At 70.9% G+C, this 16,799-nt stretch carries 17 protein-coding genes and 2 tRNA genes; 13 read left to right on the top strand and 6 right to left on the bottom strand.

Features of this window, described 5'->3' with window-relative positions; translation table 11 throughout:
* Window positions 1–65: 65 nt before the first annotated feature.
* Both ACJJV7_RS02010 and ACJJV7_RS02005 read right to left on the bottom strand, forming a co-directional pair.
* The gene (locus tag ACJJV7_RS02010; protein WP_405371946.1) at window positions 66–1,436 is read right to left on the bottom strand and encodes a cryptochrome/photolyase family protein; all 1,371 of its coding nucleotides are present in this window, start codon (window positions 1,434–1,436) and stop codon (window positions 66–68) included.
* A gap of 72 nt (window positions 1,437–1,508) precedes the next feature.
* Window positions 1,509–2,681, bottom strand: coding sequence for a diacylglycerol/lipid kinase family protein (locus ACJJV7_RS02005; RefSeq protein WP_405371944.1), 1,173 nt, complete (start codon window positions 2,679–2,681; stop codon window positions 1,509–1,511).
* Window positions 2,682–2,753: 72 nt separating this feature from the next.
* Here ACJJV7_RS02005 and serS point away from each other — a divergent pair, with 72 nt between their 5' ends.
* From serS to ACJJV7_RS01975, 6 genes are all read left to right on the top strand, one after another.
* Entirely contained in the window at window positions 2,754–4,028 is a 1,275-nt protein-coding gene (gene serS, locus ACJJV7_RS02000) for a serine--tRNA ligase (protein WP_405371942.1), read from the top strand.
* The gene (locus tag ACJJV7_RS01995) at window positions 4,025–4,921 is read left to right on the top strand and encodes an HAD family hydrolase (RefSeq protein WP_405371940.1); all 897 of its coding nucleotides are present in this window, start codon (window positions 4,025–4,027) and stop codon (window positions 4,919–4,921) included. Before serS ends, ACJJV7_RS01995 begins: the two co-directional genes overlap by 4 nt.
* Window positions 4,922–5,023: 102 nt before the next feature.
* A tRNA-Ser gene (locus ACJJV7_RS01990) sits at window positions 5,024–5,108 on the top strand.
* A 20-nt stretch (window positions 5,109–5,128) separates the two neighbouring features.
* Entirely contained in the window at window positions 5,129–6,427 is a 1,299-nt protein-coding gene (locus ACJJV7_RS01985) for an LCP family protein (RefSeq protein WP_405371938.1), read from the top strand.
* Between the two features lie 96 nt (window positions 6,428–6,523).
* A tRNA-Ser gene (locus tag ACJJV7_RS01980) sits at window positions 6,524–6,612 on the top strand.
* Window positions 6,613–6,780: 168 nt separating this feature from the next.
* Window positions 6,781–7,641 (top strand): hypothetical protein, encoded by an 861-nt coding sequence (locus tag ACJJV7_RS01975; protein ID WP_405371936.1) that lies wholly within the window; start codon window positions 6,781–6,783, stop codon window positions 7,639–7,641.
* A gap of 19 nt (window positions 7,642–7,660) precedes the next feature.
* Here the strand turns inward: ACJJV7_RS01975 and ACJJV7_RS01970 are convergent, their stop codons facing one another.
* From ACJJV7_RS01970 to ACJJV7_RS01960, 3 genes are all read right to left on the bottom strand, one after another.
* Window positions 7,661–9,013: an FtsX-like permease family protein gene (locus ACJJV7_RS01970; protein ID WP_405371934.1), complete on the bottom strand. Its 1,353-nt coding sequence runs from the start codon at window positions 9,011–9,013 to the stop codon at window positions 7,661–7,663.
* Window positions 9,010–9,732, bottom strand: a complete 723-nt coding sequence (locus ACJJV7_RS01965) for an ABC transporter ATP-binding protein (protein WP_405371932.1) — start codon at window positions 9,730–9,732, stop codon at window positions 9,010–9,012. Before ACJJV7_RS01965 ends, ACJJV7_RS01970 begins: the two co-directional genes overlap by 4 nt.
* A gap of 127 nt (window positions 9,733–9,859) precedes the next feature.
* The gene (locus ACJJV7_RS01960) at window positions 9,860–10,303 is read right to left on the bottom strand and encodes a BLUF domain-containing protein (RefSeq protein WP_405371930.1); all 444 of its coding nucleotides are present in this window, start codon (window positions 10,301–10,303) and stop codon (window positions 9,860–9,862) included.
* Window positions 10,304–10,458: 155 nt separating this feature from the next.
* Between ACJJV7_RS01960 and ACJJV7_RS01955 the strand changes: the two genes are divergently transcribed.
* The 7 genes from ACJJV7_RS01955 to ACJJV7_RS01925 all read left to right on the top strand — a co-directional run bounded on the left by ACJJV7_RS01955 (window position 10,459) and on the right by ACJJV7_RS01925 (window position 16,083).
* The gene (locus tag ACJJV7_RS01955) at window positions 10,459–11,268 is read left to right on the top strand and encodes an SDR family NAD(P)-dependent oxidoreductase (RefSeq protein WP_405371928.1); all 810 of its coding nucleotides are present in this window, start codon (window positions 10,459–10,461) and stop codon (window positions 11,266–11,268) included.
* Between the two features lie 7 nt (window positions 11,269–11,275).
* Complete coding sequence (locus ACJJV7_RS01950) at window positions 11,276–11,662, top strand: DUF1304 domain-containing protein (protein WP_405371927.1); 387 nt, start codon at window positions 11,276–11,278, stop codon at window positions 11,660–11,662.
* Between the two features lie 4 nt (window positions 11,663–11,666).
* Complete coding sequence (locus tag ACJJV7_RS01945; protein ID WP_405371926.1) at window positions 11,667–12,644, top strand: Gfo/Idh/MocA family protein; 978 nt, start codon at window positions 11,667–11,669, stop codon at window positions 12,642–12,644.
* Window positions 12,645–12,672: 28 nt separating this feature from the next.
* The gene (locus tag ACJJV7_RS01940) at window positions 12,673–13,269 is read left to right on the top strand and encodes a DUF1349 domain-containing protein (RefSeq protein WP_405371924.1); all 597 of its coding nucleotides are present in this window, start codon (window positions 12,673–12,675) and stop codon (window positions 13,267–13,269) included.
* 95 nt (window positions 13,270–13,364) lie between these two features.
* Window positions 13,365–14,483: a Gfo/Idh/MocA family protein gene (locus ACJJV7_RS01935; protein WP_405371922.1), complete on the top strand. Its 1,119-nt coding sequence runs from the start codon at window positions 13,365–13,367 to the stop codon at window positions 14,481–14,483.
* On the top strand, window positions 14,480–15,385 hold the full coding sequence (locus tag ACJJV7_RS01930) for a PmoA family protein (protein ID WP_405371920.1): 906 nt from the start codon (window positions 14,480–14,482) through the stop codon (window positions 15,383–15,385). Before ACJJV7_RS01935 ends, ACJJV7_RS01930 begins: the two co-directional genes overlap by 4 nt.
* Window positions 15,382–16,083: a cupin domain-containing protein gene (locus ACJJV7_RS01925; protein ID WP_405371918.1), complete on the top strand. Its 702-nt coding sequence runs from the start codon at window positions 15,382–15,384 to the stop codon at window positions 16,081–16,083. Before ACJJV7_RS01930 ends, ACJJV7_RS01925 begins: the two co-directional genes overlap by 4 nt.
* Window positions 16,084–16,108: 25 nt before the next feature.
* Here the strand turns inward: ACJJV7_RS01925 and ACJJV7_RS01920 are convergent, their stop codons facing one another.
* Entirely contained in the window at window positions 16,109–16,759 is a 651-nt protein-coding gene (locus tag ACJJV7_RS01920; RefSeq protein ID WP_405371916.1) for an alpha/beta hydrolase, read from the bottom strand.
* Window positions 16,760–16,799 lie beyond the last annotated feature (40 nt).

Below are 16,799 nucleotides of genomic sequence, written 5' to 3'. Positions count from 1 at the left end.
GTCCCGCGCCGCGGGGGCAGGCCTTCGGGTCCGCTCCCGCGGCGCGGTCGTTCGTGCGGGTTGTCTCACTCCGAGGCGGTGCGGCCGGCCTGTTTGACCTTCTCGTAGGCGTCGAGCGCCGCCTGACGGGATGCCTTCAGGTCGACGATCGGCTGGGGCGGCTGTCCTTCGGGGGCACGGTACTCCGGCGCCCACTCGCGCACGTAGTGGCCGTCCTTGTCGAACTTTCCCGCCTGCAGCTCGGGGTTGAAGATCCGGAAGTACGGAGCAGCGTCGGCGCCGGATCCCGCGACCCACTGCCAGTTGAACGAGTTGCTCGCACCGTCGGCGTCGACGAGCGTGTCCCAGAACCACTCCTCGCCGTGGCGCCAGTCGATCAGGAGGTTCTTGATCATGAAGGATGCCGTGATCATCCGCACCCGGTTGTGCATGTATCCGGTCTCCCAGAGCTCCCGCATGCCCGCGTCGACGATCGCGTAGCCCGTCTGTCCCCGCTGCCAGGCGCGCAGCGCCGCAGGCTTCAGGCGGGGCCACGGGAAGGCGTCGAAGTCGGGTCGGAGATTCTTCGTCGCCAGATCGGGGAAGTGGTACAGCGTGTGCCAGGCGAACTCACGCCACCCGATCTCCGAGAGGAACCGGCTCGCATCCTTCACGCCGACGGCCTCGTGCCAGACGGTGTGCGGGCTGAGCTCGCCCCAACGCAGTCGCGGTGACAGCTGGGAGGTCGCCCCGGCACCGGGTTCGTCGCGGGTGCGGTCGTACGCCGCGATGTCCTCGGAGAGGAACTCGGCGAGGCGGCGACGCGCGGCCGGTTCGCCGGGCTCCCACATCTCCCGGAGTCCGCCCGCCCAGTCGGGCGTGGTCGGCAGCAGGTCCCAGTCAGCGAGGTCGTCCGAGGCCGGCACCCGCGTGGGCGCCTCGATCTCGCGCGGCTCGGGCAGCGGCGCCCGGGGCGACGGCAGGGCGAGGCATGCGCGCCAGAACGGGCTGTAGACCGAGAAGTGCTTTCCGGCGCCCGTCGTGACCGTCCACGGCTCGAACAGCAGCGATCCGGCGAACGACGCGACCTCGATGCCGTCGCCGCGGAGGCCCTGTTTGAGGGCCGCGTCGATCTCCCGCTCCGGGCCGCCGTAGCGGCGGTTCCAGAAGACGGCTGAGGCTCCCGCATCCGCCACGACCTCGCGCACGACGCGCTCGGCAGGGCCGCGCCGGAGGATGAGGCGGCCGCCGCGTTCGGCGAGGCGCTCGGCGAGCGAGGTGAGCGAGTGGTGCAGCCACCAGCGGGCTGCGCCGCCGAGAGGACGGATGCCAGCCGACTCCTCGTCGAGCACGTAGAGGCCGATGACCGGGGCGTCCCGGTCGACGGCGGCGCGGAGGGCAGGGTGGTCGGCGAGGCGGAGATCGTCGCGAAACCAGACGATCGAGGGGGACGTCATCTCCTCATCCTGCCCGGGCGAGGGTGATCGAGCCCGCCTCTTGCGCGGGGCCGAGCTCGACGTCTAGGAGGGTCAGGCGACGGTGATCCGGTGACCGCTCGGGATCGCGAGGGTCAGGGCTCCGGCTGCCACCCGGACACGCACCCGGGTCGCCTCGCCGAACTCGTCTCCGTCGAGTTGGACGGGGTGGGCCTGTTCGGCGACGAGGTCGATGCCGATGCCCTTCGTGTACCGCACCGAGTTGTCGGCGGTCCGGAGCGCGAGGATGCGGCGACCGGCGCGGAACCTCCGGAGCACGCTGTTGTCCCACGCGAGGCGTCGCCACACGAGCAGCCAGCCGAACGCGCTGCGGGGCTGCAGGATCGCGATGTCGAGCTCGCCGTCGGTGATGGATGCCTCGGGGATGAGTTCGAGGCCGGCCTGCAGCGAGCCGCAGTTCGCGAACATGACGCTCTGCACGTTGGCGCGGTGCACCCGGTGACGCGGCACCTGGTACATGACCGGAAACGGCTTCGCCTGAGCCAGCGAGCGCGCGGCGCCGTCGACGTAGGCCACCCAGCCGACCCGCTTCTTGAGGTCGCTGTTCGTGTTCGCGATCATCGCCGCGTCGAGGCCCATGCCGCCCATGACGACGAAGGCGTGCTCGGCCGAACCGCCGTCGGCGCGCCGGAGCTCGGCGAGGCCCACGTCGATCGCGACGGTGTCTCCCGAGAACGTGGCCGCGACCATGGTCGCGGCGTCGTCGAGCGGCAGTCGCAGGTTGCGGGCGAGCAGGTTGCCCGTGCCGCTGGGGACGATGGTCAGCGGAACCTTCGAGTGGGTCATCGCCTCGCTGACGGCGCGGACCGTTCCGTCGCCGCCGGCGACCAGCACCGCGGTGACCTTCTCCGCGAGCGCCTGACGGGTGACGTCGTCGCCGAGGTCGTCGACCGTGGTCTCGTAGAAGAGGGGCTCCGACCAGCCGGCATCCTTCGCAAGCGACGCGACCAGCTCGCGCAGCTCGTCGCCGTCGACCTTCGTCGGGTTGTAGATGAGCGCGGCCTTCGGGCTCGGGCGCCCGTCGGTGTCGGGAAGGGGCTCGGTCTCGCCGCTCTCGTCGACGCGACGCGCCTCGCCCGTCTCGCCGTCGGTGGTGTCGGGGGTGACGTCACCGGGCTCCCGGATCACATCGGCCGACCCGTCGGCGGCCCCGCCGTCGTCGGGTGCGTCATCGGGACGTGCTGTCGTGCCGGGGTCGGTCGCCATGCCTAAAGAGTAGGGCCCCTCGCCTGCCAGACCTGCCGGGGCGGGCCGCCGTGCCGCGACTAGACTTACCGGGTGATCGATTTGGCTCTCCTCCGTGACGACCCCGCGCTCGTCAAGCGCTCGCAGGAAGCACGAGGGGAGTCCCCGGACACCGTCGATTCCGCGCTTGACGCCGACCGTGCCCGCCGCGCCGCGATCACGACCTTCGAGGAGCTCCGAGCCGCGCAGAACGCGCACGGCAAGACCGTCGCGAAGGCCCCCAAGGACGAGAAGCCCGCCCTCGTCGCCGCGGGCAAGCAGCTGAGCGAACAGGTCAAGGTCGCCCAGCAGGCCGTCGCCGTCGCCGAGGAGGCCGCCGCCGCCGCGCTCGCGAAGATCGAGAACATCGTGCTCGAGGGCGTGCCCGCCGGTGGCGAGGCCGACTTCGTCACCCTCCGCACCCACGGCGAGCCGGTCGCGTTCGACTTCGAGCCGCGCGACCACCTCGCGATCGGCGAGAAGCTCGGTGCGATCGACATGGAGCGCGGCGCCAAGGTCTCGGGCGCCCGGTTCTCGTTCCTCACCGGCATCGGCGCGCGTCTCGAGCTCGCCCTGATGAACCTGGGCCTCGACCGCGCGCTCGAGGCGGGCTTCATCCCGATGATCCCGCCGACGCTCGTGCGCGCCGAGGTCATGCGCGGCACCGGCTTCCTCGGGCAGCACGCCGATGAGGTCTACCATCTCGACGACGACGACCTCTACCTCGTCGGGACGAGCGAAGTGCCCCTCGCCGGCTATCACATGGGCGAGATCCTCGACCTCGAGCGCGGCGCCAAGCGCTACGCCGGCTGGTCGACCTGCTACCGCCGCGAGGCCGGTTCGCACGGCAAGGACACCCGCGGCATCATCCGCGTGCACCAGTTCAACAAGCTCGAGATGTTCGTCTACACGACTCCCGAGGATGCTGAGGCGGAGCACCTGCGCCTCGTCGAGATGCAGGAGCGCATGCTGCAGGACCTCGGCCTGGCATACCGCGTGATCGACGTGGCTGCGGGCGACCTCGGGTCGTCGGCGGCACGCAAGTACGACGTCGAGGCGTGGGTTCCCACCCAGGGCGCGTACCGCGAGCTGACCTCGACCTCGAACTGCACGACCTATCAGGCGCGCCGACTCGACATCCGTCACCGCCCGTCGGCCGACGGCGCCGGCCGCACGACGCCGGTCGCGACGCTGAACGGAACGCTCGCCACCACGCGCTGGATCGTCGCGTTGCTCGAGACGCACCAGCGTGAAGACGGGTCGGTGGTCATCCCCGAGGTGCTGCGCCCCTACCTGGGCGGCCTCGAGGTGGCGGAGCCGATCGCGTGACGTCGCAGGGCACCGCATCCGGTCGCGTCGAGCAGGTCTCGCCCGACACCGCTGCCGACATCGTCGAGGAGATCGCCGACGACGCCCCCGAGGCGCCGCGCGAGCGGCTGCTCATCGCACTCGACATCGACGGGACGGTGCTGCTCGAGGACGAGACGTACAGCCCGGGCGTGGTCGACGCGGTGGCGGCGGCGCAGGATGCCGGACACGAGGTCATGCTCGCGACGGGGCGCTCCTGGGAGGGCACGCGCCACATCCTCGAGCACCTGCAGCTGACGCCGGAGTACGTGGTCTGCTCGAATGGAGCCGTCATCCTGCGCCGTATCGGCGAGACCGCGGGCTACGAACGGTTCCGCACCGAGCAGTTCGACGCGACCGAGGTGCTGACACTTCTTCGCGACCACCTGCCCGATGCGAAGTACATGGTCGAGCTTCCCGACGGCCGCCGGCTCTACACGCGCGACTTCGACGAGTGGAACCTTGCGCACGCCGATCGCGTCGAGTTCGAAGGTCTGTCGGCGCAGCCCGTCTCGCGCGTGGTCGTCGTGTCCGACGATGAGGGCGACGAGGACTTCCTCGACCTCGTGTCGCGCATCGGCCTCAACGAGGTCTCGTACGCCGTGGGCTGGTCGGCCTGGCTCGACATCGCCCCCCAGGGCGTCGACAAGGCGACGGCCCTCGAGCAGGTGCGCGCCTGGCTCGCCATCGAACCGGCGCACGTCGTCGTGATCGGTGACGGGCGCAACGACATCGGCATGTTCCGGTGGGCGGTGGCGCACGGCGGTCGGGCGATCGCCATGGGCCAGGGCCCCGAGGAGGTTCTGAGCGAGGCGTCCGAGCTCACGGCATCCGTGTCCGAGGGTGGCGTGACCGCGGTGCTGTCCGCGCTCTGACGCTCCTCCACAGGCTGCGCTCAGCCGTTCCCGCGACAATGGGAGCGTTCTGGGGTCGGCTAGACTCGTCGCCTGTTCGATGGATGCCTCGTGGCGTCCTCGGGAGGGTTGTCCGAGCGGCCGAAGGATCCGGTCTTGAAAACCGGTGGGCAGCAATGTCCCGTGGGTTCGAATCCCACACCCTCCGCAGTGTCTGAAAGGTGATCCGTGAGCGCAAAGTCCGAGGCGAAGGCGTCGAAGTTCCGACGTCAGCCCGTCGCCCGACACGGTGCGCTCTCGTCGCCGAACCCGTTCGTTCAGGTCCTCACGATCCTCGGCGCGATGCTCGTGGTGGCCGCGGTCAGCGTCGCGGCGATCGGCGGGTTCTACGTGTGGGACGCCTCGCGCGCGCTCGACGAGACGAGCGTCTCGCTCGGAAACGACGAGCTGCCCCCGCACATCGGTGAGATCGAGGGCGGCGTCAACATGCTCGTCGTCGGCACCGACTCCTGCGAGGGTCAGGACCTCAAGCTCTTCCCCCGCTGCGCCCACGACGACGGCGGTGAGCGCAATGACGTCACCATGCTCGTCCACATCAGCGATTCGCCCCGCCGTGTGACGGTCGTCTCGTTCCCCCGCGACATGATCGTGCCCATCCCCTCGTGCGAGAACCCCGAGGGTGGGGCGTACCCCGCGATGAGCGCGCAGATGATCAACGCGTCGTACATGTACGGCGGCCTTCCCTGCACCGTCACGACGGTCGAGGAGCTGACCGGAGTCGACATCCAGTTCGCCGCGGCCATCCGCTGGACCGGCGTGATCAACATGTCCGACGCGATCGGCGGCGTCGACGTCTGCCTGAGTGGTGACGTCAAAGACCGCCACACCGGACTCGACCTGAAAGCCGGTGAGCACACACTCGTCGGCGCCGAGGCGCTGCAGTTCCTCCGCATCCGGCACGGCATCGGTGACGGCTCCGACCTCGGGCGCATCTCGAACCAGCAGCAGTTCATGGGCTCGCTGGTCCGCAAGCTGCAGTCGGGTGCCGTGCTCAGCAACTATCCCGTCCTCCTGAACCTCGCGAACACCGCGGTGCGCCAGGTGAACGAGGGGCAACTGGTGCTCAGCGAGTCGCTCTCCAACCCGCAGCGGATGGTCCAGATCGCCATGGCCGTCTCCGATGTCTCGTACGAGGACATCAAGTTCGTCCAGTACCCGACCGTCTACGCCCCCGGCGGGGGACGTGTGCTTCCGGTGACGTCGGATGCCGATCAGCTGTTCGCGGCGCTCGCCGAGAACAAGCCCATCGCGCTCACCGGCGAGGTCAGTGGCGGAAACGGCGTCGAGGTCGTGGGAGAGGCGGGCGGTCCCACTCCGGCGCCGACCGATGGTCCCTCGGGCACGCCGTCCGCGACTCCGGATGCCACAGCGACCCCTCCTGCCGACGGCGACGCCGCAGTGGAGCTGCCGAGCGGCATCACGGGCCAGTCGGCGGCTCAGGTCACCTGCACCCGCGCGCAGGGCTGATCCGACGGCCGCGCCCGCGGCATCCGTGGTTCGATCCTCGGGGTCTGAACGGTTATGCTTGCTGAGCGCATTCGCGTCGCTCGCGACCGGATGCCTGGAGACGTCGCATAGTCAGGCCTAGTGCACCACCCTGCTAAGGTGGAGTCCTCGCAAGGGGACCGAGGGTTCAAATCCCTCCGTCTCCGCAGGTTCTTCGGCTCTTATCGTCCCTTCTGCGGCGATGTCGAGCGGCCTCGAGACGCGTCGAGACGTGCGGTTCTCCTAGCCGGGTGAACAGGCAATGATGATCTCGGCCGGCGGTTGACCACTCGCCGGGGCGCGATGAGACTCGACGTATGGATGACCGTCACGGCATGACCGTACGGCGCCGCGTGTGGGCGTCTGCGGCGATCGTCGGCGCGCTCGGCCTCGCCACCGGCGCGGCCGTCGTGTTCGGCTGGATGGTCGACGAGACGCACTTCGACCGACCCGACGCGGAGTTCACCCGGGTCGCCGCACACCTCGACGCGCTCCCCGGAGCCGACGTCACCTCGTCTGAGCGCTGGGTCGAAGCGCCGATCTTCGCCGATCCGTCGGCGCGGATCGAGATGACGGTCGACCCATCGCACGTGGAGGGCTTCCTCGACGCCGCATGTGCGATCGAGTACACCGGTCCGGTGGCCTGGTCTGTGCGCGTCCCCACTTCGGCTGGGCAGGTGGTGTCGATGCACAGCTGGCCGATGACGCCGGGCACGGCGCGCGGCGCCGACTGCCTCGGGTTCGGCTTCGATGCGACCGCGCTCGTCGCCGAGGTCGACCGGCTGGAGCTCGGAATCGATCTGCAGCCCACGACCTGGGACAACGGTGGTTTCGCTCTCGTGGCGCTCGGAGAAGACGGCGCCGATCTCCGTGACGCGCTCCCGCTTCTCGCTCACGCCGTCCGCATCCATGAATCCGCGGGTGTCGACCCGAACGATCCGGTCGAGATCGATTCCGCCTCGCTCGGAGTGACGTTCGACCCGGAGTATCACAACCGCTACGTCCGCCTCCTCACCGAGTTGGCCGACCAGCACGCCGTCACCAGCTTCTGGGGCGCCGGGAGAACGGAGGCCGGCGAGCCCGTGCAGATCGTCGCACCCGAGGCGCAGCACACGGCGATCGAGGCCGCGATCCGGACGTCGGGCCTGCCGGTCGCCGACGCGCCGGTGCGCTTCATCCGACAGAACGCGGACTGAGCGCGCCGACGCGAGGCGCTCACGCCCCGGCAGAGACGGGCTCGGCGAGGGCCCGGCGGAGCACCGGATCGGTGGCGCGCAGTGCCCCGAGAACGCACGCGAAGCCGAGAGCGAAGCACGACGCGATCACGACGAGCGACAGCGGCTCGAAGAGGAGCGCCGCGCCGACGAGGGGGGCGACGAGCAGGCCACCCACCGTCACGGAGACCACGACCGTCGCGACCAGCGGCATCAGCACCTGACGGCGACGGATCGCAGTCATCGTCTTGTCGGGCATGCCGGCGCGATCGAGGTTCACCCACACCTCCCGACGATCGAGGATCGCCGCGGCCTGGCTGACGCCCACCGTGCAGGCGACCATCACGAACGAGACCGCGAGGGTCACCAGGATGCCGGTGCGAATGTCGGCCATGATCGGGTCGACGTCGCCGATGTCGTCGATCCGCGCCAGTCCCACCCCGCCGACGACGGCGATGAAGCTCGTCATCGCGATGCCGGAGACCTGACGCCACGCCGCCTTGGGGTCTTCCAGAACGCCGCGCGCCGCAACGAGCGCCGCAGCGCCGCGTGCCGCCTTCAGCTGAGCACGCCCGATCACCCCGAGGACCCACGGACCGACGAGGTTGAGCACGGCGATGGCGGCGGCGAGCGCACCGCAGATGACGACCATGGAGAGGAGCAGGTCGCCGGGAGCCACCTGCAGGGCGGCGACAGCTGCCCCGATGACGACCACGCCGATGAGGACGCGGCCGTAGCGCAGCGGCGGGGCGTCGGTTCGGGCCCGCACTCCGAGGGGCGTGATCCGGACGCGGCGGAGACCGATCGCGGCACTGATCGCCGCGATCGCGACGACGCCGGCGCAGACGAGGAGACCCGCCGACGGGGTGAGGAAGAGAGCGGCGGCGCCGACCGGGGCTCCACCGAAGGGAATGAGTCCGACGAGGGGGACCAGCGCCACGTGCAGCACGACGCCGACGGCCACGCCGACGGCGGCGAGGACGGTCGATTCGGCGACGGCGAGGAGAGTGACCCCGGCGCTGGTCGCCCCCAGGAGACGGAGCGTTGCGAGCCGGTCGTCACGTCGGCGGGCCGACAGGCGGGCGGCGACGCCGCTGAGGGAGATGAGTGGCACGACGAGCAGGGTGCACGCGATGGCCCCGAGTGCTGGGTAGAGCACGTCGCGCTCGCTCCAGGAGAAGAACATCGCCGTTCCGCCGGCGACCGTGAGGAGCAGCGCAGTAGTGACCGCGAAGGCGATCACCGGGAGGAGGAGCACCGCCGTCGACTGCGCGCCGGGACGAGCGACGAGCCACAGGATGCGGAGCATCGGCGCAACCTCGTCGCGGCGGCGGAGGGGAGCGATCGCGGTCATCGGGCACCCGCCCCGGAGTCGGCGTGCACGCGACCGTCGCGCATGCGCACGACGCGGGAGCAGCGGGCGGCGACCGACTCGTCGTGGGTCACGACAACAAGGGATCGTCGCTGACCCGTCGTCGACTGGAGGAGCGCGGTCATCACCTCGTCGCTGGTCACCGAATCGAGGGCGCCGGTCGGCTCGTCGGCGAACGTGACCGATGCGCCCGTGGCCTGTGCGCGGGCGATCGCGACTCGCTGCGCCTGACCGCCCGACAGCTGACCGGGCCGCCGGTCCTCCATGCCTGCGAGGCCGAGTGCGGCGAGCCAGCCGAGCGAGTGCTCCCGCGCGGCATTCTTCTTGGCACCGTTCATGAGGAGCGGGAGGGCGACGTTCTCGGCGGCGGTGAGCTCGGGCAGCAGGAACCCCTGCTGGAAGACGAACCCGAACTCTTCGCGGCGAAGCCGGGAGCGCTCGGCGTCGCTCAGCTGCGGCACAGCTACCGGCCCCGACCGGCCCGTGAACCGCACGTCTCCCGCGTCGGGAACCGTGATGCCCGCGAGGACGTGGAGGAGCGTCGTCTTGCCCGACCCCGAAGCGCCCATGATCGCCACCGATTCGCCGCTTCGCACGGTCAGGTTCACGTCGTCGAGCGCGGTCGTCTCGCCGTAGCGCTTGACGAGTCCTGCGGCGGAGAGCACGGGCGGAGTGGACGTGGGGGAGTGTGGATGCTGCATGCTTCCAGCCTCGCCAGGGGTCGCGCTCACCGCATCGGCAGAGAGGACCACCCCCGTCATCCTCTGGATGTACCCCGCACGCGATCGTCGAGGTCGCTGCGCGCGACCGTGGTCACGCGCACCGGGCTTAGGCGGGCGTGTCCGTCCGGGTACGGAACCAGTCGCCGAGATCGTCGACGGCGCGGCTGGACACCGCGGGATCATCGCTGCCGATACCGGTGGCGGCAGCACCCTGCGGGGCCGCGATCGCGTCGGCGGGGTCGCTCGGCTCGTAGCCCATCGACCACGCGGCGAATCGGCGCTCGGCGATCGTCTCCTCGAGCAGGACGCGCACATCGGTGTGACGACCGTCGTCGGCGATGATCGCCAGGAGGCTCCGCACCGAATCGGACGGACCCTCGAGGATCTGGATGAAGTCGGGCTCGCTGTAGACGAGCATGCCGGTGACCTCGCGGCGGGCATTGTTCTCGCGGCTCTGCGCGAGGAGTTCGACGAGCCGTGCGTGATCGAACGGAATCGCCGCCCGGCTCGCGTAGACCAGGGAGAGCAGGGATTCGTCGTGGTCGGTCATGCGGCGAAGTCCGTTCAGCGGGAGGCGGCGTGTGCCGGATGCGGGAGGCTGTGTCGCCAGGATATCGGCTCCGCGCAGGCGGGCCACCCGCAGGATCCTCCGTAGCTGAAGGATAGGCTGACGCGGTGCGCACGGCGCGCCGAAAGGACCCCCACGTGACCCGCACGCACACCCTCCTCGTCGGATGCGGCAAGGTCGCCACCTCGCTCGGACGCACCCTCCTGGAAGGCGGCGGCGCGGTCACCGGCATCCGTCGCGATCCGGCCGACCTGCCCGAGGCCTTCGGCCGGATCGCCGTCGATCTCTCGGCGCCGCTGTCCGAGCAGCTCCCGCGCGTCGACGCGATGGTGATCACGCTCACGCCGGGGGAATCGATGACCTTCCTCTCGGACGCTCTCGGCCACCTGCGACGCGCCCTTCCGGCTCTTCCGGAGCGGACCGTCTACGTCTCGTCCACCCGGGTCTTCGAGGCCGCGGACGACGGCCGCCGACTCGACGAGACGAGCGCACCCGCGCCGGGCGGTGACCGCGCCCGTGCGCTGCTGGAGGGCGAGCGGCGAGCGGCCGAGCTCTTCGGCGCGGTGATCCTCCGCCCGGCCGGCATCTACGGCCCCGGGCGAGAGCGCCTCATCCGCCAGGTGCGCACCGGCACGCCGGTCGACTACGACCGGCGCACCAACCGCATCCACGAAGACGATCTCGTCCGCGCCCTGCGCGCCCTTCTCGACCACCCGGAGCCGCCCTCGGTGCTCCACGGCGTCGACGGCCATCCCGCGACCCTCGGCGACGTCGTGCAGTTCATCGCCGAACAGCTGGGCGTCGCCCCTCCGCCCCGCGCGGACGTCGCGGCGGGAGAGCGCCGCGGCACGGTCCTGGACGGCGCCCGGCTGGGCGAGCTCCTCGGAGACCTCGACTACCCGAGCTTCAGAGAGGGCTACGGCCGGATGATCGACGACCTGCGATGATGACGCCATGATCATCGCCGGGCTCGTATTCGCGGCACTCGCCGCCGCCATCCACGTCTACATCTTCTTCCTCGAGTCCATCGCCTGGGCGGGGCCCGCCGCCCGTCGCACCTTCGGCACCGACGAGAAGCACATCCCCATCACGAAGGGGCTGGCCTTCAACCAGGGGTTCTACAACCTGTTCCTGTCGATCGAGATCGTCATCGGCATCGTCGTGCTCGTGCTCGGGCACGAGGCGGTCGGCGCCACCCTCGTCTTCGTCGGGACGGGCTCCATGGTCGCGGCCGGACTCGTCCTGCTGCTGTCCGATCGCTCGAAGCGCCGCGCGGCCCTCATCCAGTTGACACCGCCGCTGATCGCGATCGTCCTGCTCATCATCGGCCTCACCTCCTGACCGCGTGAAGCTCGCCATCCTCGGCGCCGGACAGATCGTCGCCGACTTCCTCCCGCATGCGGTCGATGTCGACGGTCTCGACCTCGTCGCGATCTACGGCCGCCCCGCCCGGCGGGGGGCGCTCGCCGAGATCGCCGAACGACACGGCATCCGTCGGGTGCACACCGACCTCGACGAGTGCCTCGCCGACGCCGAGGTCGACACGGTCTGGATCGCCCTGCCCAATTCGGAGCATGCCGCGCATGCCCGCGCGGCGCTGCTCGCGGGCGTCAACGTCATCTGCGAGAAGCCGTTCGTCCTGGCCGGAGACGAGCTCGTCGAACTCCGCCGGCTGGCCGAAGAGCGGGGCCTGATCCTCGTCGAGGCGATCAGCAACCAGTACCTCGCGAACGTCGACGCGATGCGCGCGGGTCTTCACCGGCTGGGCGACCTCCGCCTCGTGCAGTGCGAGTACTCGCAGTACTCCTCGCGCTACGACGCCTTCCGGGAGGGGACGGTGCTCCCCGCGTTCGATCCGGCGAAGGGCGGCGGCGCCCTGATGGACCTCGGCATCTATACACTGCATCTCGTCGTCGGGCTGCTCGGTCGCCCCGATTCGGTGTCGTACACGCCGCACATCGAGCGAGGTGTCGACACGTCGGGCGTCGCCGTCCTCCGCTACGGCGACATCACCGCCGTGTGCGTCTGCGCGAAGGATTCGCCCGGGCCGTCACGGACGAAGATCCAGGGGGTCGACGGCGTCATGCTCGTCGACGGCACCCCGAACGTCGTCCCCGCCGTGGTCCTCCAGCTCCGGGACGGCACCGAGGAGCGCATCGAGCAGAACGCGCACCCCCACCGGATGGTCGAGGAGTTCCGCGCCTTCGAGCGGATGATCCGCGAGCACGACCTCGCCGAACGCGATCGGCGGCTCGATCACAGCGCGGCCGTACTCGACGTCGCCACGGCGGCCCTCGCCTCAGCGGGCATCTCGCTGGGCTGAGCGGATGCCGCGCCGATACGCTGTGACCGTGTCGACGCCATCCGCCTCCCGTCCCATCGCCTGGTCCGAGGGGAGCTGGACGACCGAGCCCGACGCCGTCGAGGTCGCCGGCGACACGCTCCTCGTGACCGCCGCGGAGGGGAGCGACGCCTGGCGTCACACCTCGTACGGCTTCGTCCACGACACCGAGCACGCCCTGCTCGCCCCTTTCGCGTCCGGCTCGGCGATGGAGGTCGAGTTCGGCATCCCGTTCTCGGGCCAGTTCGACCAGGCCGGGCTGTTCGTGAAGGTCGACGCCGAGCACTGGGTCAAGGCGGGGATCGAGTTCTCCGACGGACAGCTGCAGCTCGGGGCCGTCGTGACGTCGGGCATGTCGGACTGGTCGCTGGCGCCGGTGCCGGAATGGACCGGGCGCCGGGTGACCGTGCGGGTCAGCCGGGAGGGCGACGCCCTCACCCTCCGCGCCCGGGCAGACGACGAGGAGTTCCGCCTCGTGCGGGTCATCCCGTTCGATCCCGATGCGGCCGCGTCGGCGGGGCCCTTCGTCTGCGCGCCGACCCGGGCCGGTCTCACCGTCCCGTTCTCGGCCTGGCGGCAGACGGATGCCGACGCCGCACTGCACTGATCCCGCGCCGTCACGCAGCGTCACCCTTGCCGGCCCGCGGATCGGCCGTGATAGCCTTCCTGCGAAAAGGTGAACGTTCACTATCAGGGAGATCAATGACTGATCCGACCCGTGCCGCCATCATCGGCACCGGCGCCATCGCCCACGCGCACGCCCAGGCCATCGCCTCGCTGCAGCCGCGCATCGCCCTCGTCGCCGTCGTCGACGTCGACGAGCAGCGCGCCCGCGCGTTCGCAGACGAGTTCGCTCCGGGCGCCGTCGTCTACACCGACGCCGCTCAGCTGCTCGCCCACGAGGAGCTCGACCTCGTGCACATCTGCACGCCGCCGCAGACGCACGTGCCGCTTGCGGTCGCGGCCCTCCGCGCGGGCGTTCCGGCCCTCATCGAGAAGCCCACCGCCCTCAGCCTCGCCGCGATGGACGAGCTCATCGCCGTCTCGCGCGAGACCGGCGTCCCCGCCCTCACGGTCTTCCAGCACCGCTTCGGTGCGGCGGGGCGGCGGCTGGCCCGGCTCGCCCGGGAGGGCGCCCTCGGCAGGCCGCTCGTCGCGACCTGCGAAACCCTGTGGCACCGCACCCCCGACTACTTCTCCCTGCCGTGGCGCGGCACCTGGGCGGCCGAGGGCGGCGGTCCGACGATGGGACACGGCATCCATCAGTTCGATCTGCTGCTCGCCGTGCTCGGCCCGTGGCGCAGACTCACCGCCTTCGCGGCGCGGCAGGCGCTTCCGACCGACACGGAGGACGTCTCGATGGCGATCGCCGAGTTCGACAACGGCGCCATCGCGAGCGTCGTGAACTCGATCGTGTCGCCCCGCGAGAGCTCGCGGCTGCGCTTCGACTTCGAACGCGCCACGGTCGAAGTCGAGCACCTCTACGGCTACAGCGAGGGCGACTGGACCTTCACGCCCCTGGCGGGCTCGGAGCACCTCGCCGAGCTCTGGCACGGTGATGCCGAGGGTGACGCCACCACGAGCAGCCACCGCGACCAGCTGAGCGCGATCCTCGACGCCTTCGACGCGGGGGAGCGGCCCGGAGTGGATGCCGATGAGGCCCGCCGTACGCTGGAGTTCGCCGCGGCCACCTACGCGTCGGCCTTCACAGGCGCTCCGGTGCGCGCCGGGGAGATCGATGCCGACCACCCGTTCGCGACCACGATGGACGGCGGATCCGTGCCGTGGCATCCGATCGACAGGAAAGAGACCGTGCGATGACCGAGCCCACTCCTTCACTCCAGGTCGGCGACACCGACGTCACGGTGACCGTCGACGGCGTCGAGCTGCTGCGCTACGTGTTCGTTCCCGATTCGCCGCAGCTCGAGTCGCCCAAGCCGTACCTCGACCCGATCCGCACCCGCGCCGGCCGCGTCGTGAGCCTGTACCGCCCGTGGGATCACGTCTGGCACAAGGGCATCGCGTGGTCGCTGCCCGTCGTCGGCGACGAGAACTTCTGGGGCGGCCCGACCTTCATCCGCGACGAGGGCTACCGCCAGCTTCCGAACAACGGCACGCAGGGCCACCTCGACGTGCAGGAGGCGAGCGTCACCGACGGCGTCGCACGGTTCCGCCACACCCTCGACTGGACGACCGAGACCGGAGCGCAGATCTTCACGGAGGAGCGCGCCCTGTCGGCACGCGTGCTCTCGGACGACTCCTGGGCGCTGACGGTCCAGATCGCCATGACGAACGTCTCGGGGGCGCCGATCCGCATCGGATCGCCGACGACGAAGGGCCGGGAGAACGCCGGCTACGGAGGACTTTTCTGGCGGGGTCCGCGCTCGTTCACCGAAGGGCGCCTCGTGACGACCGACGGCGAGGGCTCGGGAAACGACGTGCGAGGCCAGCGTCACGAGTGGATGGGCTTCGTCGGGCGCCACGACGTCATCGACGAGTCGTCGCTCATTGTCATGCTCGACGCCGCCGAGAACCCGTCGCACCCGCCGCAGTGGTTCGCGCGCTCCGAGGAGTTCGCCTGCCTCAATCCGGCGCCCTTCTTCAGCGAAGAGCTCGAGATCGCCCCCGCTGACACGGTGACGTTCCGCTACGTCGTCGGTGTCGCCGGCGCGGGTGCGGCGGCGGCTCCGGCGCTCGCCGACGCGCTGCGCCCCCTGCGATGACGGCGCTCTTCCCCGGCGGGGTGGCTCTGACCGATCTCGAGGTCTATGACTGGGAGGCGCCGGACGGATGCCGCGGGGGCACCCCGCATCTGCACACCGCCTCGAGCGAGGGGTACGTCGTGATCGGCGGCGAGGGAGCCGTGCAGACCCTCTCCGCCGCGGGCTTCGAGGAGCACCCGCTCGCCGTGGGCGACGTCGTCTGGTTCAGTCCCGGCACCGTCCACCGCCTCGTGAACAGGGGTGATCTGCGGCTGCTCGTCGCGATGTCGAACGCCGGGCTGCCCGAGGCGGGAGACGCCGTCTTCACCTTTCCCGCGTCGGTGCGCCACGACGCCTCCGCCTACGCGGCGGCGGCGACCCTCGACGAGGGCGACGCCCGGGAGCGCTCCGCTCGGGCGCGACGCGACCTCGCGCTCGCGGGATTCGCCGAGCTCCGGGCCGGTGGAGCCGACGCTCTCGCCCGGCTCCACCGCGACGCTGCCGCGATCGTCCAGGCGCGCGTGCCGCGCTGGCGCGAGATCTGGCAGGAGACCGTCGCCGCCGAGACGTCGCGCGTCGACGCACAGCTCGCGGCGCTGGCGAACGGTCTGCCGGGCGCACTCGGCCAGGCAGAGGTCGTCCGGGCCACGCCGCGACCGGGAGGTCGGAGCTACGGGATGTGCGGCATGCTCCGCACCTGGGAGTGGCCGGCCGGCTGACTGCGGCGCGCCCTCGAGGTGGTGCTCAGACGCCCCATCCGCGGGCGGTGAGCCAGCGCTCGCAGGCGCGCGTCCAGTCGGCCGCCGTGCCGGCATCCGGAGCCAGACCGATCCCGTGCGGTCCGCTCTCGTAGACGTGCAGCTCGTAGGGCACCCCCGCCTCCGACAGCGCCGAGGCCAGCAGGAGCGAGTGCGAGACGGGCACGACGGGGTCGTCGGCGGTGTGCCAGATGAAGAAGGGCGGCGCCTCGGCGGTGACGAGACGGTCACCTGACGTCTGCGCGCGCAGGTCGGAGCCTGCGGCCGGGCCGAGCAGGGCGAGGCGCGACCCCTGGTGCGTGTCGAGCTGCATCGAGACGACCGGGTAGGCGGCGATCGCGAGGTCGATCCGCTCGCTCTCGGCGGCCCCCGGCGCCAGCGCGGCGGTGACGGCGGCATGACCGCCGGCCGAGAATCCGAGCACCCCGACGCGCGTCGCGCCCGCTGCCCGCGCGGCGGCGACCGCGCCCCTGACGGAGTGCAGCGGGGCAGGATGACGCGTGCGGACGGGATACGCGAACACGCTCGCCCCGATCCCGCGAGTGCGAAGCCACGCCGCGACAGGTTCGCCCTCGTGGTCGGCCAGCATCTCGTAGCCGCCGCCCGGAAGGACGACGATGTGGTCGGCGTGCGCCATCGGTGCTCCTGAATCGACTCTCGGGCCCCTTCCGAGGGCC

It is taken from the genome of Microbacterium sp. Ld4, assembly GCF_045066555.1.
GTDB lineage: Bacteria > Actinomycetota > Actinomycetes > Actinomycetales > Microbacteriaceae > Microbacterium.
Note: the sequence above shows the minus strand (reverse complement) of the source record. Positions and strands in the feature narration are given on the sequence as shown.